The sequence below is a fragment of the Frigoribacterium sp. PvP054 genome, assembly GCF_040547465.1.
GTDB lineage: Bacteria > Actinomycetota > Actinomycetes > Actinomycetales > Microbacteriaceae > Frigoribacterium.
In genome coordinates, this window is the sequence record NZ_JBEPPU010000006.1 from 1 (window position 1) to 21,823 (window position 21,823).

The 21,823-nt window shown below is 71.2% G+C and carries 19 protein-coding genes, 1 rRNA gene and 1 pseudogene; all 21 read left to right on the forward strand.

Annotated features, from left to right (window positions below):
• Positions 1-92, forward strand: a 5S ribosomal RNA gene (gene rrf, locus ABID81_RS09565); the annotation flags it as partial.
• Positions 93-766: 674 nt separating this feature from the next.
• A complete protein-coding gene (locus ABID81_RS09570) occupies positions 767-1,729 on the forward strand; it encodes a hypothetical protein (protein WP_354594573.1) in 963 nt (320 codons plus the stop codon).
• Entirely contained in the window at positions 1,722-2,726 is a 1,005-nt protein-coding gene (locus ABID81_RS09575; protein ID WP_502915201.1) for an HAD-IIA family hydrolase, read from the forward strand. The genes ABID81_RS09570 and ABID81_RS09575 overlap by 8 nt, the downstream gene beginning before the upstream one ends.
• 58 nt (positions 2,727-2,784) lie before the next feature.
• On the forward strand, positions 2,785-3,030 hold the full coding sequence (locus tag ABID81_RS09580) for a hypothetical protein (protein ID WP_354594575.1): 246 nt from the start codon (positions 2,785-2,787) through the stop codon (positions 3,028-3,030).
• Complete coding sequence (locus ABID81_RS09585) at positions 3,027-3,842, forward strand: TlyA family RNA methyltransferase (RefSeq protein WP_354594576.1); 816 nt, start codon at positions 3,027-3,029, stop codon at positions 3,840-3,842. The genes ABID81_RS09580 and ABID81_RS09585 overlap by 4 nt, the downstream gene beginning before the upstream one ends.
• Positions 3,806-4,795: an NAD kinase gene (locus ABID81_RS09590; RefSeq protein ID WP_488627867.1), complete on the forward strand. Its 990-nt coding sequence runs from the start codon at positions 3,806-3,808 to the stop codon at positions 4,793-4,795. The genes ABID81_RS09585 and ABID81_RS09590 overlap by 37 nt, the downstream gene beginning before the upstream one ends.
• The gene (gene recN / locus ABID81_RS09595; RefSeq protein ID WP_354594577.1) at positions 4,792-6,513 is read left to right on the forward strand and encodes a DNA repair protein RecN; all 1,722 of its coding nucleotides are present in this window, start codon (positions 4,792-4,794) and stop codon (positions 6,511-6,513) included. The genes ABID81_RS09590 and recN overlap by 4 nt, the downstream gene beginning before the upstream one ends.
• A gap of 51 nt (positions 6,514-6,564) precedes the next feature.
• Positions 6,565-8,274: a CTP synthase gene (gene pyrG / locus ABID81_RS09600; RefSeq protein WP_354594717.1), complete on the forward strand. Its 1,710-nt coding sequence runs from the start codon at positions 6,565-6,567 to the stop codon at positions 8,272-8,274.
• Entirely contained in the window at positions 8,271-8,867 is a 597-nt protein-coding gene (locus ABID81_RS09605) for an NUDIX domain-containing protein (protein ID WP_354594578.1), read from the forward strand. Before pyrG ends, ABID81_RS09605 begins: the two co-directional genes overlap by 4 nt.
• A 49-nt stretch (positions 8,868-8,916) precedes the next feature.
• Positions 8,917-9,831, forward strand: a complete 915-nt coding sequence (gene xerD / locus ABID81_RS09610) for a site-specific tyrosine recombinase XerD (RefSeq protein ID WP_354594579.1) — start codon at positions 8,917-8,919, stop codon at positions 9,829-9,831.
• A 196-nt stretch (positions 9,832-10,027) separates the two neighbouring features.
• Positions 10,028-10,927, forward strand: coding sequence for a ParA family protein (locus ABID81_RS09615; protein WP_354594580.1), 900 nt, complete (start codon positions 10,028-10,030; stop codon positions 10,925-10,927).
• Complete coding sequence (locus ABID81_RS09620; RefSeq protein WP_502915203.1) at positions 10,911-11,765, forward strand: segregation and condensation protein A; 855 nt, start codon at positions 10,911-10,913, stop codon at positions 11,763-11,765. Before ABID81_RS09615 ends, ABID81_RS09620 begins: the two co-directional genes overlap by 17 nt.
• Positions 11,755-12,384 carry an SMC-Scp complex subunit ScpB gene (scpB, locus tag ABID81_RS09625; protein ID WP_354594581.1) on the forward strand — a complete coding sequence of 210 codons (630 nt, stop codon included), beginning with the start codon at positions 11,755-11,757 and terminating at the stop codon, positions 12,382-12,384. Before ABID81_RS09620 ends, scpB begins: the two co-directional genes overlap by 11 nt.
• Positions 12,374-13,174: pseudogene (locus tag ABID81_RS09630) on the forward strand (pseudouridine synthase); the annotation flags it as partial. The gene scpB and the pseudogene ABID81_RS09630, both read left to right, overlap by 11 nt.
• Before the next feature lie 1,469 nt (positions 13,175-14,643).
• Positions 14,644-15,741, forward strand: a complete 1,098-nt coding sequence (locus ABID81_RS09635) for a prephenate dehydrogenase (RefSeq protein ID WP_354594719.1) — start codon at positions 14,644-14,646, stop codon at positions 15,739-15,741.
• 134 nt (positions 15,742-15,875) lie between these two features.
• Positions 15,876-16,553, forward strand: a complete 678-nt coding sequence (gene cmk / locus ABID81_RS09640) for a (d)CMP kinase (protein WP_354594720.1) — start codon at positions 15,876-15,878, stop codon at positions 16,551-16,553.
• A gap of 71 nt (positions 16,554-16,624) precedes the next feature.
• Entirely contained in the window at positions 16,625-18,073 is a 1,449-nt protein-coding gene (gene der / locus ABID81_RS09645; protein WP_369814040.1) for a ribosome biogenesis GTPase Der, read from the forward strand.
• A 153-nt stretch (positions 18,074-18,226) separates the two neighbouring features.
• A complete protein-coding gene (locus ABID81_RS09650; protein ID WP_354594582.1) occupies positions 18,227-18,535 on the forward strand; it encodes a hypothetical protein in 309 nt (102 codons plus the stop codon).
• Complete coding sequence (locus ABID81_RS09655) at positions 18,532-20,316, forward strand: hypothetical protein (protein WP_354594583.1); 1,785 nt, start codon at positions 18,532-18,534, stop codon at positions 20,314-20,316. The genes ABID81_RS09650 and ABID81_RS09655 overlap by 4 nt, the downstream gene beginning before the upstream one ends.
• A 125-nt stretch (positions 20,317-20,441) precedes the next feature.
• On the forward strand, positions 20,442-20,855 hold the full coding sequence (locus tag ABID81_RS09660) for a hypothetical protein (protein WP_354594584.1): 414 nt from the start codon (positions 20,442-20,444) through the stop codon (positions 20,853-20,855).
• Between the two features lie 212 nt (positions 20,856-21,067).
• Entirely contained in the window at positions 21,068-21,634 is a 567-nt protein-coding gene (locus tag ABID81_RS09665) for a hypothetical protein (RefSeq protein WP_354594585.1), read from the forward strand.
• The last annotated feature ends 189 nt before the right edge of the window (positions 21,635-21,823 follow it).

Below are 21,823 nucleotides of genomic sequence, written 5' to 3' on the forward strand. Positions count from 1 at the left end.
CGCCCGGTCACATTCCGAACCCGGAAGCTAAGACTCTCAGCGCCGATGGTACTGCAAGGGGGACCTTGTGGGAGAGTAGGACACCGCCGGACTCCCTTTAGTGCGAAGAGCACATGCAACACCAGAAGAGCCGCCCCAGTGGGGCGGCTTTTCTGCGTTCGGGGCGATGTCTCGAGTGGTCGAACCGCACCTCCCGCGGTTCGGGGCCGCTTTGGTAGAGTCGTCCCTTCACAACTCGACAGCTGGTAGAGAACAACAGAGGAGCACTTCGGTGACTGATCGCGACGACGACGACCGCACGGACGGCCCGCGCCGCCCCTCTTCTGGGTCCGGCCGCCGCGACTCGAATCGTGGCGGCGACCGCCCCTCGTCCGGTGATCGGGGTCGCGGCGCAGCAGACCGCCCGACTGGTGCCAGGCCGCCCCGCGGGGACCGCCCGACCGGCGGTCGGCCCGCCGGTGGTCGTCCCTCGGGCGATCGTCCGCAGCGTGGTGATCGGCCGTCGTCGGGTGATCGTCCGCAGCGTGGTGATCGGCCGTCGTACGGTGATCGTCCGCAGCGTGGTGATCGGCCGTCGTACGGTGATCGTCCGCAGCGTGGTGATCGGCCGTCGTACGGAGACCGTCCCCAGCGCACCGGTCGTCCCGGTGGTGACGACCGTCGCAGTGGCGGGCCTCGTGCGGGCTCGACGGGGCGCGGGGACCGGCGAGACGGGTGGAAGCCCCGCGAGACCCCCGAGGACCGCGACCCGTTCGGCATCAAGTCGGTGCGTCCCGCCCAGGAGGTCGCGCACGTTCCCGACGACGTCGAGCCCCGCGACCTCGACAAGGTCGCACGCGGCGAACTCAAGACGCTCAGCAAGGAGAACGCCGACTGGGTCGCCAAGCATCTCGTGATGGCCGGTCGACTCATCGACGAGGACCCTGCCGAGGCACACAAGCACGCCCTGTCGGCCGGCCGACGTGCCGGGCGCATCTCGGTGGTCCGAGAGACGATCGCCATCACCGCGTACCAGGTGGGGGACTACGCGTTGACCCTTCGAGAGCTACGCACGTACCGCCGCATCTCCGGCCGCGACGACCAGCTGCCGCTGATGGTCGACAGCGAACGCGGTCTCGGTCGCCCCGAGCGTGCCCTCGAGCTCGGGCGATCCGTCGACGTGTCCACGCTCGACCCGCAGGTCCGTGTGTCGTTGGCGATCGCCATGTCGGGCGCGCGTCTCGACCTCGGTCAGCCGCAGGCGGCTCTCGGCGAGCTCGAGATCCCTCAGCTCGACCGGACCAAGGCCTTCAGCTACAGCCCGGCCCTCTTCGCGGCCTACGGCACGGTGCTCGAGGACCTCGGCCGACCCGACGAGGGTGAGAAGTGGCTCGAGTTGGCCGACCGTGCCGAGGACGCCCTGGCCTCGCTCGAGCACGGAGGTGCCGACGGTGAGACCGTCGAGATCGTCGAGGAGGAGATCGAGGTCCCTGCGGCCGACGAGCGTCCGGTCGGCCTCGACGCCGAAGGCGGCCCCGACGAGGTCGATGAGGAAGGAGTCTTCGACGAGGAGGTCGACGCCGACGTGTCGACCGAGACCGACGACGCCGACGCCGACGCCGACGCCGTGGACGTCACGCCCGCCGACGACGACCCCGAGACGCCCGACGACGAGGACCACCAGCACGATGAGACTGCCGATCCCGAGACGACCGCGCAGGACGACGCCGCCGACGAACACCGTGGCTGACGCCCGGACCCCCCTCGAGGGCGTCGACACCGTCCTCGCCGACCTCGACGGGGTCGTCTACCGCGGTCGGCACGCGATCGACCACGCGGTCGAGAGCCTGACCGACGTGGCCAGGACCCGCCGGGTGGGCTACATCACCAACAACGCCTCGCGGACGGCCGAGGCCGTGGCCTCGCAACTGTCGGGCTACGGGCTCGAGGTGGGGGCGGACGACGTGGTGACGTCCCCGCAGGCCGCGGTGCGCCTCCTGGTCGACGCGGTCCCTGCCGGGGCGACGGTCCTCGTCGTCGGCGGGGAAGGACTGACGTCGGTGATCGAGGCCGAGGGGTTCGTCGTGACCCGTTCGGCCGACGACGCGCCGGCGGCGGTCGTGCAGGGGTTCAGCCCCGACGTCGGGTGGGCGCAGCTGGCCGAGGCGTCGTACGCGCTGCACACGGGCATCCCCTGGATCGCGACGAACACCGACTGGACCATCCCGCAGGAGCGCGGCATCGCACCCGGCAACGGGACGCTCGTCTCGGCGGTGCACACCGCCGTCGGACGGCTGCCCGTGACGGCGGGCAAGCCCGAGACGCCGATCTTCGCGGCCGCCGTCGAACGTTTCGGGGCGACCGAGGCCGCCTTCATCGGCGACCGGCTCGACACCGACATCGTCGGGGCCAACGCGGCGGGGTTGACCTCCGTCCTCGTGCTGACCGGCATCGACGGCGCGAAGCAGGTCCTGGCGGCCGACGCGAAGTCCCGACCCGACTTCATCGTCGGCGACCTCCGAGAGCTGCTGCAGCCCTACCCCGAGACCGTCGAGCACGACGAGGACGACGTCCACGTCGTGACCGTCCGCGCTGCGAGCGTCGCGGTCCGCGGTCACGTGGTGCGCGTGCTGTCCGCCGGGGACGATCCCGTCGACCTGTTGCGAGCCGGAGCGGCAGCCGTGTGGGGGACCGGCAAGGCGATCTACGGCCTCGACGTCGACCCGGCGCTGCACGCCGACCGTTGATCGCCCGCCCGGCTTCCCGCCTCGGCCGTCGGTGGTGGCGGCTAGTCTGGACGGCACCATGAGCGACGACCACCCCGACGAGACCGCCGTCGACGGCACGCCCCCCGGCACCCTCCGGCGGGGCGTCGTCCCCGATGCAGGCGTCGACGAGGCCGAGGAGGCGCGGGCCGGTTGGTCCGCGCGGGCGGCTGACATCGAGTCCCGACCGCTGGCCTCCCGTGCCGCCGGGTTCGCGGTGGTCCACGACGAGCTCCGGGCCGTGCTCGAGGGCACGACGACCGACACCGGTCAGGGCGGTCGATGACGTCCTCCGAGGCTTCCGGCGAGCGGCTCGACTCGGCCCTGGCACGACGAGGCCTCGCCCGGTCGCGAACGCACGCCGCACGACTGTTGGCGGACGGCCTCGTGACGGTCAACGGCGTCGGCGTCGTCAAGGCGTCGGCCCGGGTCGCCGAGTCGGACGACGTCGCCGTCGCCGGCCTCGACCACTACGTGAGTCGGGCGGCCCACAAGCTGCTGGGTGCCCTCGACGCGTTCGGCGTCGACCCGACCGGGCGGACGGCCCTCGACGTCGGTGCCTCCACCGGCGGCTTCACCCAGGTGCTCCTCGAGCGCGGGGCCGACCACGTGATCGCCCTCGACGTCGGCCACGGCCAACTGGCCAACCCCGTCCGCTTCGACCCGCGCGTCAAGATCGTCGAAGGCGAGAACGCGCGGTACCTGACGGCCGAGCGGTTCGCGCAGTTGACGCCCCGCGCCTCCTCGGTGTCGCTCGTCGTCGCCGACGTCTCGTTCATCTCGTTGACCATGGTGTTGCCGGCGCTCGTGGCGAGCCTGGGTGTGGACAACGACTTCGTGCTCCTGGTGAAGCCGCAGTTCGAGGTGGGGCGACAGGGCGTGCGCGAGGGGCTCGTGCTCGACCCGGTGCTGCGGAACGAGGCCGTCACCGGCGTCTTGTGGGCCGCCCACGACCTGGGCCTCGGCACCGCCGGTCTCATCTCGTCCCCCATCGTCGGGGGGGCGGGCAACCGCGAGTACTGTGTGCACTTCTCGGCCTCGGCCGGGTCGAATCCGACAGAATGGCTCAGCACCGCCGACAGCTTGACGAGAGGGTGAACGACATCTCGACGACACGACACATCCTGGTGGTCTCGCACACCGGGCGCCCGGACTCCATCGACGCCGCCCTCGCGGTCTGCGGGCTGCTGGGCGACGCGGGCGTCGTGCCGGTGCTGCCCCGTGACGAATGGGACGACATCCGTCGGGCCGAACCGACCGCCGCGATCGACGACGTCGAGATCCTCTTCGACGGCGTCGCCTGCGACGACCTCGAGTGCGTCATCGTGCTCGGTGGCGACGGCACCATCCTGCGGGCGGCCGAGCTGATCCGAGGCACCCGGGCGCCGATCGTCGGCGTCAACCTCGGGCACGTGGGGTTCCTGGCCGAGAGCGAACGCGACGAGATGGCCGACACCGTGGCCCGCGTCCTCGCGGCGGACTACGAGGTCGAAGAGCGCTTCGCGCTCGACGTCAAGGTGACCAACGGCGACGAGGTCGTCTACGAGACCTGGGCGATGAACGAGGCCACGGTCGAGAAGGCCTCGCGCGAGCGCATGCTCGAGGTCGTCATCGAGGTCGACGGCCGGCCCCTGTCGTCGTTCGGATGCGACGGCGTCGTCATGTCGACGCCGACCGGCTCGACGGCGTACTCGTTCTCGGCCGGTGGCCCCGTCGTCTGGCCCGCGGTGCAGGCCCTGCTGCTCGTGCCGCTCAGCGCCCACGCCCTCTTCGCCCGCCCTCTCGTGGTCGGGCCCGACTCGGTGCTGGCCGTCGAGGTGCTCAGCCGGACCGACGCGCGCGGCATCCTCTGGTGCGACGGCCGCCGTGAACACGACCTCCCCCCGGGGGCCCGGGTCGAGTGCAGTCGCTCCGACCAGCCCGTCCGACTGGCCCGACTCCGGACCGGCCCGTTCACCGACCGCCTCGTGGCGAAGTTCCAACTGCCCGTCACCGGGTGGCGTGGCCCGGCGCGCGTCGAGGCCGACCCGACCACCGAGGGCGCCCGATGATCGAAGAGATCTCGATCCGAGACCTGGGCGTCATCGGCCGGGCGACGTTGCCGCTCGGGCCCGGCTTCACCGCGGTGACGGGCGAGACCGGTGCGGGCAAAACCATGGTCGTCTCGGCCCTGGGCCTCCTGCTCGGGCAGCGCGCCGAGAGCGGCGTCGTCCGGTCGGGCAGCCCCCAGGCCGTCGTCGACGGTCGGTGGGTCGTCCCGGCCGAGGGGGTCGTCGTCGACCGGGTGCGCGACGCGGGCGGCGACGTCGACGACGGTGAGCTCTTCCTGAGCCGCGTCGTGTCGGCCGAGGGGCGTAGTCGAGCCGTCGTGGGCGGTCGCTCGGCACCCATCGGCGTGCTCGGCGACCTGGCCGACCACCTCGTGGTCGTGCACGGCCAGTCCGAGCAGATCCGGCTCAAGTCCGCGGCCGCGCAGCGCGCCGCCGTCGACGCGCACGGCGGTGCCGCCCTCGCCGAGGCGGCCGGGCACTACCGCAGCGCCTACGACGCGTGGCTCGCCGCCCGTGCCGAGCTCGACGAGATCACCCGTGACCGTGACGCCCGCCGTGCCGAGGCCGAGACGCTCCGGGCGGCGATCGACGAGATCGAGGGCCTGGCGCCGGTCGCGGGCGAGCTCGACGAGCTCGACGCGACGGCCGAGCGACTGAGCAACGCCGAAGACCTGCGGCTGGCGGCCGGCCTCGCCCACGAGGTCCTCTCGACCGACGCCGTCGACGGGACGCGCGACGTGGTGTCCCTCGTCGAGGAGGCCCGGCGTCAGATCGAACGGGTGGCACCGCACGACCCCGCGCTCGAGCCGATCGCCGACCTGCTGGCCGAGGTCAGCGTGCAGGTCGCCGAGTCCGCGTCCCGACTGTCGAGCTACCTCGGCACCCTCGACGCCGACGTCGCCGTCGAGCTCGAGTCGGTGCAGACGCGGCGGGCCGACCTGGCCGGGCTCGTCCGCAAGCACGGACCCACCCTCGAGGACGTCATCCGGCTGCTCGACGACGGCAGCCGCCGCCTGGTCGAGCTCGACGGCGACGACGACCGGCTCGCGCACCTCGACGACGACGTGGCCGAGCTGCTGGCCGAGGCGGAGCGGCGCGCGGGCGTCCTCGGCGAGCTGCGTCGCGCCTCCGGGGCGGACCTGTCGACGCGCGTCAGCGCCGAGTTGAGCGCCCTGGCGATGACGGGGGCCGAGATCGTCGTCGAGGTCACGCCCCGTGACGAGCTGGGCACGAGCGGCGGCGACGTCGTGTCGCTGCTGCTGCGCCCGCACCCGGGCAGCGAGCCCAGGCCGCTCGGCAAGGGGGCCTCGGGCGGCGAGCTCTCGCGCGTCATGCTTGCGCTCGAGGTCGTCATGGCGGGCTCGAGCGACGTGCCGACCTTCGTGTTCGACGAGGTCGACGCCGGCGTCGGCGGCTCGGCCGCGATCGAGATCGGTCGCCGTCTCGCGGCACTGGCCGAGCGGGCGCAGGTCATCGTCGTGACGCACCTGGCCCAGGTCGCCGCGTTCGCCACGAACCACCTGCGCGTCGTCAAGGACGCCTCGGGCGAGGTCACGGCCAGCAGCGTCCACCAGCTCGAGGGCGACGAGCGCGTCGCCGAGATGGCGCGCCTGCTCTCGGGGCTGCCCGACAGCTCGAGCGGACTCGAGCACGCCCGCGAGCTGCTCGAGCTCGCCTCGTCGGCCCGGCGCCCGGCGACGGCCGACACACGTTCGTAACAGGGGTGGTCTGTCGGATCGGCCCGGTGTGACATAGGATGGAATCCCGTGGTGAACGTTGAGAACTCGGGTCCAGATGCCAGCACGACGAAGCACATCTTCGTCACCGGAGGCGTCGTCTCCTCCCTCGGAAAAGGCCTGACGGCCGCCAGCCTGGGCAATCTGCTCACGGCCCGCGGGCTGCGGGTCGTCATGCAGAAGCTCGATCCGTACCTGAACGTCGATCCGGGCACGATGAACCCGTTCCAGCACGGCGAGGTCTTCGTCACCGACGACGGTGCCGAGACCGACCTCGACATCGGGCACTACGAGCGCTTCCTCGACATCGACCTCGGTCAGTCGGCGAACGTCACGACCGGTCAGATCTACTCGACCGTGATCGCGAAAGAGCGACGCGGCGAGTACCTCGGCGACACCGTGCAGGTCATCCCGCACATCACCGACGAGATCAAGCGCCGCATGCGCCAGCAGGCCGACGACGACCCGAAGCCCGACGTGATCATCACCGAGGTCGGCGGCACGGTCGGCGACATCGAGAGCCAGCCGTTCATCGAGGCGGCCCGTCAGGTGCGTCACGAACTCGGCCGCAAGAACGTGTTCTTCGTCCACGTCTCGCTGGTGCCCTACATGGGCGCGTCCGGCGAGCAGAAGACCAAGCCGACACAGCACAGCGTCGCCGCCCTGCGCTCGATCGGCATCCAGCCCGACGCGCTCGTGCTGCGCAGCGACCGACCGGTCAGCGAGAGCAACAAGAAGAAGATCGCCCTGATGTGCGACGTCGACGAAGACGCGGTCGTCAACGCGAAGGACGTCGCGAGCATCTACGACATCCCCGCGATGCTCAACGACCAGGGGCTCGACGCCTACATCATCGACCACCTCGGTCTCGGCGAGAAGGCCGGCGAGGTCGACTGGTCGGGCTGGCAGCCGGTGCTGACGGCGGTCCACGAGCCCAAGCACGAGGTCACCATCGGCCTGGTCGGCAAGTACATCGACCTGCCCGACGCGTACCTGTCGGTGACCGAGGCGCTGAAGGCCGGGGGCTTCGCGCACCAGACCAAGGTGTCGCTGACCTGGATCCCTTCCGACGACTGCGAGACGCCCGAGGGCGCGGCCAAGGCGCTGCGCGGGGTGGACGGCATCTGCGTCCCCGGTGGCTTCGGCATCCGAGGCATCGAGGGCAAGCTCGGTGCGCTGCGGTACGCCCGCGAGAACGGCCTGCCGGCGCTCGGGCTCTGCCTGGGGCTGCAGTGCATGGTCATCGAGTACGCGCGCAACGAGGCGGGCCTGACCGGCGCCTCCTCGTCCGAGTTCGACCCCGACACCGAGTACGCCGTCGTGGCGACCATGGCCGAGCAGGTCGACATCATCGCCGACGGCGACCTGGGCGGGACCATGCGCCTGGGGCTCTACCCGGCCGCGCTCACCCCGGGTTCGCTCGCCGCCGACCTGTACGGGTCCGAACTGGTCTCCGAGCGCCACCGTCACCGTTACGAGGTCTCGAACCAGTACCGCCAGCAGATCGCCGACGCGGGCCTGCGCTTCTCGGGCACGTCGCCCGACGGCACGCTCGTCGAGTACGTCGAGCTCGACCGTGCCGTCCACCCCTTCTACATCGGCACGCAGGCCCACCCCGAGCTGCGGTCGCGTCCGAACGACGCGCACCCGCTGTTCGCCGGGCTCGTCGCCGCGTCGCTCGAGCGTCACGACGCGAGCAAGCTGTTCGCCGACGAGGCCGACGCCGCCGAGGTCGTCGCGTGACCGACGCGGTCGGCTCGGGCGCGACGGCCGGGGGCCCGGCGCCCCTCGCCGACGAGCCCGCGTCGCCGACGGTCACGTCGAGCGAGGTGGTGTTCGAGGGCGCCGTCTGGGACGTCAGGCGCGACACCGTCGACTACAACGGCTCGCCCATGGTGCGCGAGTACGTCGCCCACACCGGTGCCGTCGCCGTGCTCGCCGTCGACGACGACGAGCGCGTGCTCGTGATCAAGCAGTACCGCCACCCGATCCGCAGCCGCGACTGGGAGCTGCCCGCGGGCCTGCTCGACGCCGAGGGCGAGGGCAAGCTCGACGCCGCGAAGCGCGAGCTGGCCGAGGAGGCCGATCTGCAGGCGACGAGATGGGACGAACTCGTGTCGTTCCACACCACCCCCGGCGGCAACGACGAGATGGTCACGGTCTACCGGGCCACCGGCGTCAGCGCCACCGCCGACGCCTTCGAGCGCAGCGACGAGGAAGCCGACATCGAGAAGCGCTGGGTCTCGCTCGACGAGATCGTCGAGGGCGTGCTGGCCGGTCGCCTGCACAACTCGATCCTCAGCATCGCGGCGCTCGCCGCAGTCGCCTCCCGCTGACGAGCGGGTCGGCCCCTCGGGGCGGCCCGCGTCGCCGTAGCCTGAGGTCGTGACGATCGAGGAGGCGCTGGACCGCTACCTGAGGCACGTCTCGGTCGAGCGGGGCCTCAGCCCGAACACGACGGCGGCCTACCGGCGCGACCTGGTCCTCTGGCGGGCGCACCTGGCCGAGGCCGGACGGCGCACCCTCGACGAGGTCGAGCCCGCCGACGTCGCCGCGTTCCCGGCGGCGCTGGCGACCCGTGCCGAGAAGCCGCTGGGCGCCTCCTCGGTGGCCAGGGTGCTGTCGTCGGTGCGGGGCTTCCACCGTTTCGCCCTCGAGGAGGGGCTGGTCGCGGCGGACGTCGCCGGCACCACCCGGCCGCCCAAGCTGCCGAGTCGCCTGCCCAAGGCGATCTCGGTGGGCCAGGTCGAGGCCCTGCTCGCCGCGACCGACGGGGACGAGCCGACGCGGTTGCGTGACAAGGCCCTGCTCGAACTGCTCTACGCGACGGGTGCGCGGGTGAGCGAGGCCGTGTCGCTCAACGTGGACGACGTGATCGAGGGCGACGTCGTGCGCCTCTTCGGCAAGGGGAACAAGCAACGGGTCGTCCCGCTCGGCAGCTACGCGCGCCGGGCGCTGGACGCGTACCTGGTGCGGGCCCGGCCGGTCTTCTCGCCACGCGGCGAGGCGTCGCCCGCCCTGTTCCTCGGCACCCGCGGGGCCCGGGTGTCGCGGCAGAACGCCTGGCTGATCATCCAGGCGGCGGCCGAGCGGGCCCGGCTCGACGTCGAGGTGTCGCCGCACACGCTCCGGCACTCGTTCGCGACGCACCTGCTCGAGGGCGGGGCCGACGTCCGCGTCGTGCAAGAGCTGCTCGGGCACTCGTCCGTCGCGACGACGCAGATCTACACGCTGGTGACGGCGGACGCCCTGAGGGACGTGTACTCGACGGCCCACCCCCGGGCACGATGGGGCTCGTGACCCCGGGGCGGAGCCGGGCCGGCCCCGGCCGGTGCGGCGCCGACCTCGTGCCGACCGGGCGCCGACAGGGGCGTCGACCAGGGCGCCCACCACGGCGCTGACCAGGCAAAACCCTCAAGCAAGGCATGAGGCTTCCTGGTGACGGGCCGGGCGCGGCACCCCGGGGGCGTCGGGGGTCGCCGGTACTCTCGTACCCGTGAGCACCAAGCCGACCTCGAGCACCCCCGCCCTCTTCGAGAGCGCTCCGGCGACCGTCCCCGCGAACGGCCCCACCGGGCGCCCGCGCACCGAGTTCCCCACCCCCGAGCCCCTGGCGAGCCACGGCCCGGCTCGCATCATCACCCTCTGCAACCAGAAGGGCGGCGTCGGCAAGACCACGACGACCATCAACCTCGGCGCCTCGTTCGCCGAGTACGGACGTCGCGTGCTGGCCATCGACTTCGACCCGCAGGGCGCCCTCACCGCGGGGCTCGGGGTGCAGTCGCACGACCAGGCCACCGTCTACGACCTCATGATCGGTGCCGTCAAGGACGCCCACGACGTCATCGTGCCGACGCGGGTCGACAACCTCGACGTCATGCCGGCCAACATCGACCTCTCGGCTGCCGAGGTGCACCTCGTCAACGAGGTCGCCCGCGAGCAGATCCTCGCGCGCATCCTGCGTCAGGTCAGTGACGAGTACGACGTCGTCCTGATCGACTGCCAGCCCTCGCTCGGGCTGCTGACCGTCAACGCCCTCACCGCCGCGCACGGCGTGCTGATCCCGCTCGAGTGCGAGTTCTTCGCCCTGCGTGGCGTCGCCCTGCTCGTCGAGACCATCGAGAAGGTGCGCGACCGTCTCAACCCGGCGATCACGCTCGACGGCATCCTGCCGACGATGTTCGACTCGCGCACGCTGCACAGCCGTGAGGTGCTCGAGCGTGTGGTCGAGGCCTTCGACGACCAGGTGCTCGAGACGGTCATCGGGCGCACGGTCAAGTTCCCCGACGCGTCGGTCGCCGGCACCCCCATCACCAAGTTCGCCCCCGAGCACCCGGCGGCGCAGGCCTACCGTCAGTTGGCCCGAGAGCTGATCGCGCGTGGCGCCGCGGCCTGAGCCGGCGACCGCCGAGGTCGGCGTCGGCGAGACGGTCCTCACGGGCCCCGAGGTCTCGCCCGGGTTCGAGGTGCGGCTCGACAACTTCAGCGGGCCCTTCGACCTGCTGCTCTCGCTGATCTCGAAACGCGAGATGGACGTCACCGAGGTCGCGCTCAGTGCCGTGACCGACGAGTTCCTGTCGTTTCTCCGCCGCATCGACACCGACGAGAACCTCGACCAGGCCAGCGAGTTCATCGTCGTCGCGGCCACCCTGCTCGACCTCAAGGTCGCGGGTTTGCTGCCGCAGGGCGAGCTCGTCGACGCCGAGGACGTCGCCCTGCTCGAGGCCCGCGACCTGCTCTTCGCCCGCTTGCTGCAGTACCGGGCCTTCAAGCAGGCGGCCGAGTGGTTCGCCCGCCACGGTGCCGCCGAGGCCGCACGGCACGCCCGGTCGGTGCGCCTCGAGCAGAAGTACCGCGTGTCGACGCCCGAGCTCGTCTGGACCCTCTCTCCTGACGACTTCGCCGCCCTCGCCACCCTGGCCCTCACCCCCCGCGAGATCCCCACCGTCGGCCTCGACCACCTCCACGCCCCACTGGTGAGCATCCGCGAGCAGGCGGCGTTCGTCGTGTCGCTGCTCCGCCACGGCGTTGTCGTGACCTTCCGCGAGCTCGTCGCCGGGGTCGACGAGAAGGGCGTCGTCGTCGCCCGCTTCCTCGCCCTGCTCGAGTTGTACCGGCACGCGTCCATCTCGTTCGAGCAGGTCGAGCCCCTCGGCGAGCTCAGCGTGCGATGGGTCGCCGAGACCTGGACCGAAGAGAACCTGGCGGCGCTGGGGGCCGACTATGAGGGGTGACACGACCCGCGCCTCCTCGTCCGTCGCGACCGACGAGCCGCGCGGCGCCGAGACCGATGCGGGCCCCACCACCGCGATCGCCCGCCAGCTCGAGGCCCTGCTCATGGTGGCCGACGAGCCTCAGTCGCTCGTCGAACTGGCCACGGCGGTCGGCGCGCCGGTGGCCGCCGTGCGTCAGGCGGTCGTCGGGCTCGTGGCCGACTTCGACGGCGTCGACGGCACGGTGCGGCGTGGTTTCGAGCTGCGCGAGGTCGGCGGCGGCTGGCGGTTCTACGTCCGAGACGAGCACGATCCGGTCGTGCGCGATTTCGTGCTGACGCAGAACCCGACGAAACTGTCACAAGCGGCTCTCGAGACGCTGGCGGTCATCGCCTACAAGCAACCCATCACCCGCAGCAGCATCGCCCAGATCCGGGCGGTCAACGTCGACTCGGTCGTCCGTACGCTGCTGGGTCGCGGCCTGATCACGGAGTCGTCCACCGACCCCGAGACAGGCGCCATCAACTACGAAACGACAGGCCTCCTCTTGACCCATCTCGGCATCAACTCGCTCGATGAGCTGCCGCTCATCTCGCCCCTCCTCTCGGACGGCCAGGGAGGTTTCGACGATGTCGCGTAGTCCCTCTTCGTCGTCGGCCGACGACTCCGAGCTGGCCTCGGGCGAGCGCCTGCAGAAGGTCATGGCCGCCGCGGGCGTCGCCTCGCGCCGGGTCAGCGAAGACATGATCGCCGCCGGACGCGTCACCGTGAACGGCAAGGTCGTCACCGAGCCCGGCCGCCGCATCGACCCGACGACCGACAAGATCGTCGTCGACGGCAGCGCGGTCCAGCTCGACGCCACGCGCCGCTACGTCATGCTCAACAAGCCGGTCGGCATCGTGAGCACCCTCAGCGACGAGAACGGTCGACCCGACCTCCGTCAGTTCACCGAGCAGTACGAAGAGCGACTCTTCAACGTCGGCCGACTCGACGTCGAGACGAGCGGCCTGCTCGTGCTGACGAACGACGGCGAACTCGCGCACGTGCTCGCGCACCCGTCGTTCGGCGTCACCAAGACGTACATCGCCAAGGTGAAGGGCGTCGTGACTCCCGCCGTGCTCAACGAGCTGACGTCGGGCGTCGAGCTCGACGACGGCCCCATCGCGGCGGACAAGGCGACGCTCGTGGCCGGCGGTGCAGGCCTCTCGCGCTCGACCGACTCGTCGCTGATCGAGATCACCCTCCACTCGGGACGCAACCGCATCGTCCGCCGCATGCTCGAGGCCGTCGGCCACCCGGTCATCGACCTGGTCCGCCGGTCGTTCGGCCCGCTGCACCTGGGCACGCTGAAGGTCGGCCACATGCGCTCGCTGACCAAGGTCGAGCTCGGGGCCATCCTCACGATCTCGCGCGACGCCACGTCGGCGGCGACGGTCGACGCCGCCCCGATCACCGAGAGCCCCGACGCTCCCGTCGACGAGGCCGACGTGGTCGAGCTGGCCCTCGCCGACGACGAGGTCGAGAAGGACTACTACGACGAGGACGACGAAGAGTACGACCCCGCGACCGACGCTCGCGCCGAGCGACGCCGCGCGGCTGCCAGAGACCAGGCCGAGTCGACGTCACGCCGTGCCCAGGTGCGCCGAGAGCAGGAGGCGCGGCGCGGTCAGCGCGACGAGCGCCCGACCCGAGGCGGCTACCAGGGCAACCGGCACGACGGGCGCGGCGGCGACGACCGTCCCGTCCGCGGGTACCAGGGCGCCAACGACGACGGCCGTGGACGCGAGGGGCGACCCGCCCGCACCGGCTACCACGGCGGCGACGAGCGTCCGGCCCGTGGCGGCTACCAGGGGCGCGACGACCGTGGCGGCTACCAAGGGCGTGACGACCGTGGCGGCTACCAGGGGCGGAACGGCGACGGACGCGATGCGTCGCGGGGTGGCTACCAGGGGCGGAACGACGACGGTCGGGGGCGCGACGAGCGCCCGGCCCGTGGTGGGTACCAGGGCCGCGACGACCGTGGCGGGTACCGGGGTCGCGACGACCGTGACGGCTCGCGGGGCGGCTACCAGGGTCGCAACGACGACGGTCGTGGTCGCGACGATCGCGGTGGCTTCGTGTCCCGCGACGACCGTGGCTCGCGCGGTGGCTTCGTGTCGCGCGACGACCGTGCGCCTCGGGGCGGCGGCGACCGTCCGCTGAGCCCCGGAGAAGAGCGCGCGGCGGGTTACCCGAACCGTGACGCCAACCGCGACCCTCGCACCGGGCGCCCTTCGGGCATCCGCGCCGGCGGCAAGGCGACGAACCGCGGCTGGGTCGACCGCAGCGCCGAGCGCGGCGAAGACGAACGCGGTGGTCGGGACGATCGCGGTGCGTCGCGTGGCGGGTACCAGGGTCGGGACGACCGTGGTGCGTCGCGTGGCGGGTACCAGGGTCGGGACGACCGCGGTGGTCGGGACGACCGCGGTGGTCGGGACGATCGCGGTGCGTCGCGGGGCGGGTACCAGGGTCGGGACGACCGTGGTGCGTCGCGTGGCGGGTACCAGGGTCGCGATCAGCGCGACGAGCGTGGCGGCCGTGGCGACTCGAGTGATGGCTATCAGGGTCGCGACGACCGCGGTGGCTCACGCGGCGGTGGCCACCAGGGCCGCGAGCAGCGCGACGACCGGGGTGGTTCGCGAGGCGGGCCCGCCCGTGGCCCGCGGGACGACCGCGCCGGCCGTGACGACCGCGGCGGCGACCGTCCCTACCGTGGCCGTCCCGACTCCGGGGGACGTGGTCCTCGAGGGGGCGGGCGGTCGTGACCGACGGGCACCGCGCCTCCTCGGCGGACGTCGCCCCGTCGGTCGACGCGCCGGGCACTGACGTGCCGGGCGCCGGTGGGCCGACGGCAGACGCCCTGACGGCCGGCAGCCGTCGGCTGGTGGGTCCGGTGCGCATCGTCGGATCGGGGCTGCTCGGGGCCAGCATCGGCCTGAGGCTGCGGCAGCACGGCGTGGACGTCATCCTCGACGACGTCTCGCCGGCGGCCCGCAGTCTCGCCGTCGACTACGGCGCCGGTCGACCTCCGGCCGAGGGCGACGCGCCCGTGCTCGTCGTCGTGGCCGTGCCTCCCGACGTGACCAGCGAGATCGTCGCGCGCGAGCTCGAGGCCTGGCCCGAGGCGCTCGTCACCGACGTCGCGTCGGTCAAGGTCGCTCCGCTCGCCGGACTGCGGGCCCTCGGCGCGGACGTGTCGCGCTACATCGGCTCGCACCCGATGGCCGGCCGTGAACGTGGGGGAGCCGTCTCGGCGCGCGCCGACCTGTTCGTCGGCCGCCCGTGGGTGATCGCGGGGCACGACGACATCAGCTACCGACGAGCGGCCGCCGTCGAAGACCTGGCCCTCGACCTCGGGGCGACCCCGATCGAGATGACCCCCGAAGAGCACGACGCGGGTGTCGCCCTCGTGAGCCACGTTCCGCAGGTCGTCGCCTCGTTGATGGCTTCCCGCTTGCGTGACGCACCCGACGCGTCCCTCGGCCTGGCGGGCCAGGGCGTGCGCGACGTCACGCGCATCGCGAGCAGCGACCCGGCGCTCTGGACGCAGATCCTCGGCGCGAACGCTTCGCGCGTGGCCGCCGTGCTGCGCGACTTGCGCGCCGACCTCGACCGCGTCGTCGTCGCCCTCGAGGCGCCCGACGCCCCCGGCAGCCGCCGAGCGGTGGCCGAGAGCATCGGCGCCGGCAACGGTGGCGTCGCCCGCCTGCCCGGCAAGCACGGGCGACAGACCCAGTTCAGCTCGGTGATCGTCATGGTCGACGACACCCCCGGGCAGCTGGCCCGCCTGCTCACCGAGATCGGTGAGATCGGCGTCAACCTGGAAGACCTGCGGCTCGAGCATTCGCCGGGCGCGCAGGTAGGACTCGCGGAGGTATCGATCGTGCCCGAACAAGAAGACCGACTCGTGGACGAGCTCGAAGCCCGGGGCTGGACCGTCGCGGGGGCGTTCGCGTGAGCGCCGACCACGGCGTGACGAGCCCGGTGGAGCCCGACGACGTCGACCCCGAGCGTTCGCCGGGGGAGCACGGCGTCGGAGGCCCGGCGGGCGAGGCCCACGTCGAAGAGCTGCGTGCAGAGACCGCCGAGGCCGTGCACCGCCACGTGGTGGTGGCCGTCGACGGACCGGCCGGAAGCGGCAAGTCCAGCGTCAGCCGCGCCTCCGCCGTGGCCCTCGGCTTCGACTACCAGGACACCGGGGCGGCCTACCGCGCCTTCGCCCTGCACGCCCTCGACGGCGACGTCGACCTCGACGACGCGGAGGCGATCATCGCGGCGCTGCCCTCGTTCCGGTACGCGATCGAGATCGACCCGGCCCGCGCCTCCTCGGTGACCGTCGACGGTCGAGACGTGACGGACGAGATCAGGACGCCCCGCGTGACGACCGCCGTCAGCCACGTGGCCAAGGTGCCCGAGGTGCGACGGTTCATGGTCGACCTGTTCCGGCGCATCATCGCCTCGACCGACAGGCCCGGCATCGTCACCGAAGGGCGTGACATCACGACCGTGGTCGCACCGGATGCCCAGGTCAGAATCCTGTTGACCGCCAGCGAAGCGGCTAGGATGGCCAGGCGTTCGGCCGAGGTGACCGGGCAGAGTGCCGAAGAGACAGCTCGGCAGCTCTCGACCCGTGACCGGCTCGACAGCAAGGTCGTCGACTTCATGACCGCCGCACCCGGCGTCTCCACCGTCGACTCCACCTCACTCGACTTCGACCAGACCGTCCAGGCCGTGGTCGAGCTCGTCCGAGCGAGCACCCCCATTTCTTAGAGGAAGCCCCCATGGCAGACGACGACAAGTACCCCGAGCTCGACGAGCAGATGGTCGACCGCATCCAGACGATGCCCGACGAGGACGCCGACCAGCGCGCCAGGGCCCTGCGCGCCGGCCTGTCGGACTACGACCTCGACGAGGGCGACATCGACGTCCTCGAGGGCGGCGAGTGGGACCCGAACGCGCTGACCTACGCCCCGGCCCTGCCGGTGCTGGCCATCGTCGGTCGACCGAACGTCGGCAAGAGCGCCATGGTCAACCGCATCCTCGGGAGGCGCGAGGCCGTCGTCGAGGACAAACCAGGCGTGACGCGCGACCGCGTCTCGTACAAGGCCGAGTGGGGCGGACGTCGCTTCACCCTCGTGGACACCGGCGGATGGGAGCCCGACGCGATCGGCATCGACCGTTCGGTCGCGATGCAGGCCGAGATCGCCGTCGACCTGGCCGACGCCGTGCTCTTCGTCGTCGACGTGAACGTCGGGGCGACCGCCACCGACGAGGCTGTCGTGCGCATGCTGCGTGCCTCGCACAAGCCCGTGATCCTCGTCGCGAACAAGAGCGACGACGCCCGCAAAGACCTCGAGGCCGCGTCGCTGTGGTCGCTGGGGCTCGGTGAACCGTTCCCGGCGTCGGCCCTGCACGGTCGCAACGTGGCCGACCTGCTCGACCTCTGCATGACCAAGCTGCCCGCGGTGTCGACCGTGGCCAAGCAAGAGATCGGTGGCCCGCGACGCGTCGCGATCCTCGGCCGCCCCAACGTCGGCAAGAGCTCGCTGCTCAACAAGGCCGCCGGTGAAGAACGCGTCGTCGTCAACGAGCTGGCCGGCACGACCCGCGACCCCGTCGACGAGCAGGTCGAGATCGCCGGTCGGGTGTGGACGTTCGTCGACACCGCCGGCATCCGCAAGCGCGTCCACCTGCAGCAGGGCGCCGACTTCTACGCCTCGCTCCGCACCTCGGCCGCGCTCGAGAAGGCCGAGGTCGCGGTCGTCGTCATCGACGTGACCGAGCAGATCTCGACGCAAGACCTCCGCATCATCGACCTGGTGCTCGAGTCGGGCCGTGCGCTCGTGCTCGCGTTCAACAAGTGGGATCTGCTCGACGACGACCGTCGCCGCTACCTCGAGCGCGAGATCGAACAAGACCTCGACCACGTGTCCTGGGCGCCGCGCGTCAACATCTCGGCCCGCACCGGTCGTCACCTCGAGAAGCTCGTGCCCGCCCTCGAGCTGGCGCTCGAGTCGTGGGACACCCGCATCCCGACCGGCAAGTTCAACGCCCTGCTCGCCGAGCTCGTCGCGGAGCACCCGCACCCGCTGCGGTCGGGCAAGCAGCCGCGCATCCTCTTCGGCACGCAGGCCGCGAACCGCCCACCGACGTTCGTCCTGTTCACGACCGGGTTCCTCGATCCGCAGTACCGTCGGTTCATCACGCGCCGCCTGCGCGAGATCTTCGGCTTCGAGGGCACGCCGATCACGGTGAACATGCGCGTGCGCGAGAAGCGCAAGCGTCCCTAGGCCTTTCTCGTCGGGGGACCGACACGTCCCGCAGGCCCGCCTGTGGATCGGACGCCCGGTTGTGGATCGTTTCCACACCGGGCGTTCTGCATTGCTAGGGTGGCTCTCATCGATCGCGATATTTGGATGTCGCATGACGGAGGACGAGGGTGCATGGCAGATCTGGCAGTGGACGAACGGACGTTGACGTCCGTGGCGTGGCGGGTGTCGACGGCGGCGGTCGACGCCGAGGTGTCGGCCGCACTCGCGGCGGGGTCGGCGGCCGACGTCGGTTCGCCGACCGTGGCGGCCGTGCTCGACGAGGCGACCGGGCAGCTCGTCCGACGAGCCGAGTTGACCGTCGAGGCGATCCGGGCGGTGGGCGACTTCCCGACGATCTTCCTGCTCGAGTTCGCCGAGGTCGAGGCCCGGCTGGCCGCCGGTCTGCCGCTCGGTGACCTGGCCGGGGTGGGGTCGGAGTGAGCCTCGACGACGACCCGGGCCTCGGTTCGGTCGACGGCATCCGGCGTCTGGCCGCGTCTCGGCGTGACGAGGTCGACGACCTCGAGGTGGCGTCGTACCGGTTGACCGAGGCGGCGAGTTGGGGTGCGGAGTGCTGGCACGGGCGTTCGGGCGAGCGGTTCGTGGCAGCGGTGACCGACGTCGCGACCGAGGCGGCCGCCGTCGCGCGAGGTCTGGAACACCACGCGGCGGCTCTCGAGGCCTATGCAGCGCAGGTGGCTCTTATCCAGGGGACGAAGCAGACCCTGGAGGCGCGGCGTGCGATGGCGGAGAAGACCATCATGTCGACGGGGGCGACCCTGAAGGCCATCGTGCACGAGGCGGCGGAGGCCGCACGAGGCGACCTCTTCGGCCTCGTCGTCGAGGCGGAGTACCGGTCGGGCGAGCGGACGACGTTGCAGCGGCGGATCGACGACGAGCGGCAGGAACTCGAGACCGTCGCGAGCCTCTGGGCCGATCTGGTCGAAGAGCGTGCTGCGGCCGATCGCCGGTGCATCGCCGCATTGCAGAGCCCCGAGGCGATGGGCGCGTTGCCGCAGGTCACGGCGGCGGCCCTCGCGACGGGCCCGGCCGGTGCGCTGCTCGACCTGCTGGCAGGTCTGTCCGCGACCGAGCTGACGATGTTGCTCGAACAGCACCCCGAGTTGGTCGACGAGGCGTTCCTGGCCGCCCCCGGGCGGGTCAGGGCGTGGTGGGACGCGCTGGGCGAGCAGGGGTCACGGAACACCGACGGGCTGACGGCGCTGCAGCTGGCACTGGTCCGCGGGGCGCCGGCCATCATCGGTGCCTTGGACGGCCTGCCGCCGTCGGTGCGGATCGCGGCGAACGCGATCAACGCGGCCCGACGCATCGCCGAGATCGACCGGATGGTGGGGCCCCTCCGGCGACGGGGGCTGACGGGCGATGCCGAGCTGCTCGCGGCGTTGGCGCGCGAACGCGCCTACCTGAAGGGCGCGGTGGCGCAGCCGCCGGCGGTGCAGCTGTACCTGTATGACGCCCCGCGGTCACGCATCATCGAGATGTTGGGCACCTGGGACGCAGCCACCGTCGATCACGTCATCACCTACGTGCCCGGGACCTACTCGAGCCTGCACGGTTTCTATCGCCACAGCATTCAAGAGATGCCCCAGTGGCTCCAACGCCAGGGGGGTTCGGGCGTCGTCGCCTTTGTGTACAAGGACGGGCCTTTCCCTGGTGAGGAGGCGCTCAACGGAGAGGCGGACCTGACTCGGATCGGGGAGGCGAACGACCCACGTCGTGCCCGGGACGCCGGCAGACAGCTGGCCTCGTTTCAGGCGGGCTTGAGAGCCGATGCGGTCTTTGCAGGCGAGACTCCCGCCCGGACGACAGCCATCGGGCACAGCTGGGGCTTGACGAACATCACGTCGTCCGAGCTCTACGCAACGCACTACGACAGCGTCGTCTCTTTGTCAGGGGCAGGCATGCTCAACGAGTGGCGCCCGGACGCCTCAACCGTCTACCGGGACTACTCCTACCGCGACATCCTGCAGCAAGCGCAGGACCTCCACGTGGTCTGGAACGGAAAGAACCCACGAAAGGATGACTCGTTCGTCCACAACGACTACTACGGCGGCGTCGAAGACGTCCTCGTGCGTGATTCGGCCGGGCGGTTGATCATGCCCGACTTCGGAACCCTTTTCGACAACCACAATCTGGTCGCCAGGGCCACTGACGCCAACAACGACGTCCGTGAGGATCTCAAACAGGACCTTCTCCGATGAGGCTTACGCGTTCAGTCCTCGCCGGCGCTGTCTCCGTAGCGTGCGTCCTCACCCTCTCGTCCTGTGGCCCCGGCGCAGAAAGGACTGCTGTGAACTTCGCGCAACGAGATCCGACCGTGAGCTCCATGACCGTGGCAGAGGCCAAGTCACAGGCTCAGCTCATCGAAGACGACGTCGCAGCTCGCGTCGACGTCGATGCGGTCGTCAGGACCCAGCGCATAGATCCCGGGACGCTCCTCGGCTGCAGCCGAGGCGCATACCAGTGGAGCGGGGGTAGCTCGGTCTCCTTAGCCACCGATGCTTCTGCGAGAGACATCGTGGGCACTCTCGCGAAGTCATATGCAGGGGAAGCTGGAGATCAGGGTCTCGTGTACGAGAAGAGAAAGGGACGTGGGGATTCGCATGATTTCGTGTTGCGGGGTGACCATGGTGCCAGCTATTACGTATCGGCCGATCAGACAGATTCGACGGTCGAGATAACGTCGTTCTCGTCGTGCTTCGAACTCGAGGTGCTGCCTGACGCTGGACTCTCGTACTGACCTGTAGGTCATTTGTGACCGCCGCACGTGTGTCCCTGGGTCATCCTTGCCATGACTCGTCTGTGACTCGGGGCAGCTGCCCAGGGCAGGTGACCTCGCTCATGACAAGAGCCAGCCCAGCCGCCTTGTGGCGAGATCCGAGGTGGGGTGTGGGGAAGAGGGCGGGGTAGGGCACCATTGGTGTTCGTGGAGCGAGCGGACGGGGTGCGAAGGTGACGGGGGCTGGGCTGTGGCACCGCGCCTCCTCGGGGGCGGGGCTGTCGGCGGCGGCCGACCGGGTGTGGCAGCGGCTGCAGCTCGACCGGCTGGCCGGCGGGCGGCACTCGGGCTACGTCATCCACGAAGACATGCGGCAGCACCCACGCACGGTGCGGAGCTTCGTCGGCATCCGCTGGCTGCTGTTCGGCGAGACCGTGGTGGGGCTCACCGCGATCTTCATCGCCGCCGTCCTCACCAGCCGCGGTGAGCACGTGCCGTGGGCGGTGTGGTTCCGGTCCACCGTCGTCCTGTTCATCACCGCCTCGCTGTACGTCTTCGCGTGGCGCGCCCAACTCGGCTACTACTGGGCCTACTCGCGCCTGCGACTGTTCAGCCGCATCTTCCCGATCGTCACGCTGATCGTCGCCACCATCCCGGGGCTCTACCCCGGATGGATGGTGGTCGAACAGATCGTCTTCTCGCTGCTGATGATCGGCATCGGCGACCTCCTCACCAGCGACCACATGCGCGCAGCCTTCCCGCGGCCGGCCAAGCCCGGCTCGACGGACCCGCCGGACTGAGGCCAGGCCGAGAGCACGTCCATCGCGCCACGAGCTAAACATCCCGCCACCGGATTCGATGGCGGGATGTTTACTTCGTGGCGGGTCGGCGGGTCGGCGGGTCGGCGGGTCGGCGGGTCGGCGGGTCGGCGGGTGGGCGGGTCGGCGGACGGCGCGCCGCCGCGCCGACCCACCAGCCCGTCGGGCAGA

Coding starts and splice junctions, on each gene's coding strand:
- ABID81_RS09580 (WP_354594575.1), top strand. CDS start 2,785: ATGAGCGACGACCACCCCGACGAGACCGCCGTCGACGGCACGCCCCCC.
- ABID81_RS09585 (WP_354594576.1), top strand. CDS start 3,027: ATGACGTCCTCCGAGGCTTCCGGCGAGCGGCTCGACTCGGCCCTGGCA.
- ABID81_RS09590 (WP_488627867.1), top strand. CDS start 3,806: ATGGCTCAGCACCGCCGACAGCTTGACGAGAGGGTGAACGACATCTCG.
- recN (WP_354594577.1), top strand. CDS start 4,792: ATGATCGAAGAGATCTCGATCCGAGACCTGGGCGTCATCGGCCGGGCG.
- scpB (WP_354594581.1), top strand. CDS start 11,755: ATGAGGGGTGACACGACCCGCGCCTCCTCGTCCGTCGCGACCGACGAG.
- der (WP_369814040.1), top strand. CDS start 16,625: ATGCCCGACGAGGACGCCGACCAGCGCGCCAGGGCCCTGCGCGCCGGC.
- ABID81_RS09650 (WP_354594582.1), top strand. CDS start 18,227: ATGGCAGATCTGGCAGTGGACGAACGGACGTTGACGTCCGTGGCGTGG.
- ABID81_RS09660 (WP_354594584.1), top strand. CDS start 20,442: ATGACCGTGGCAGAGGCCAAGTCACAGGCTCAGCTCATCGAAGACGAC.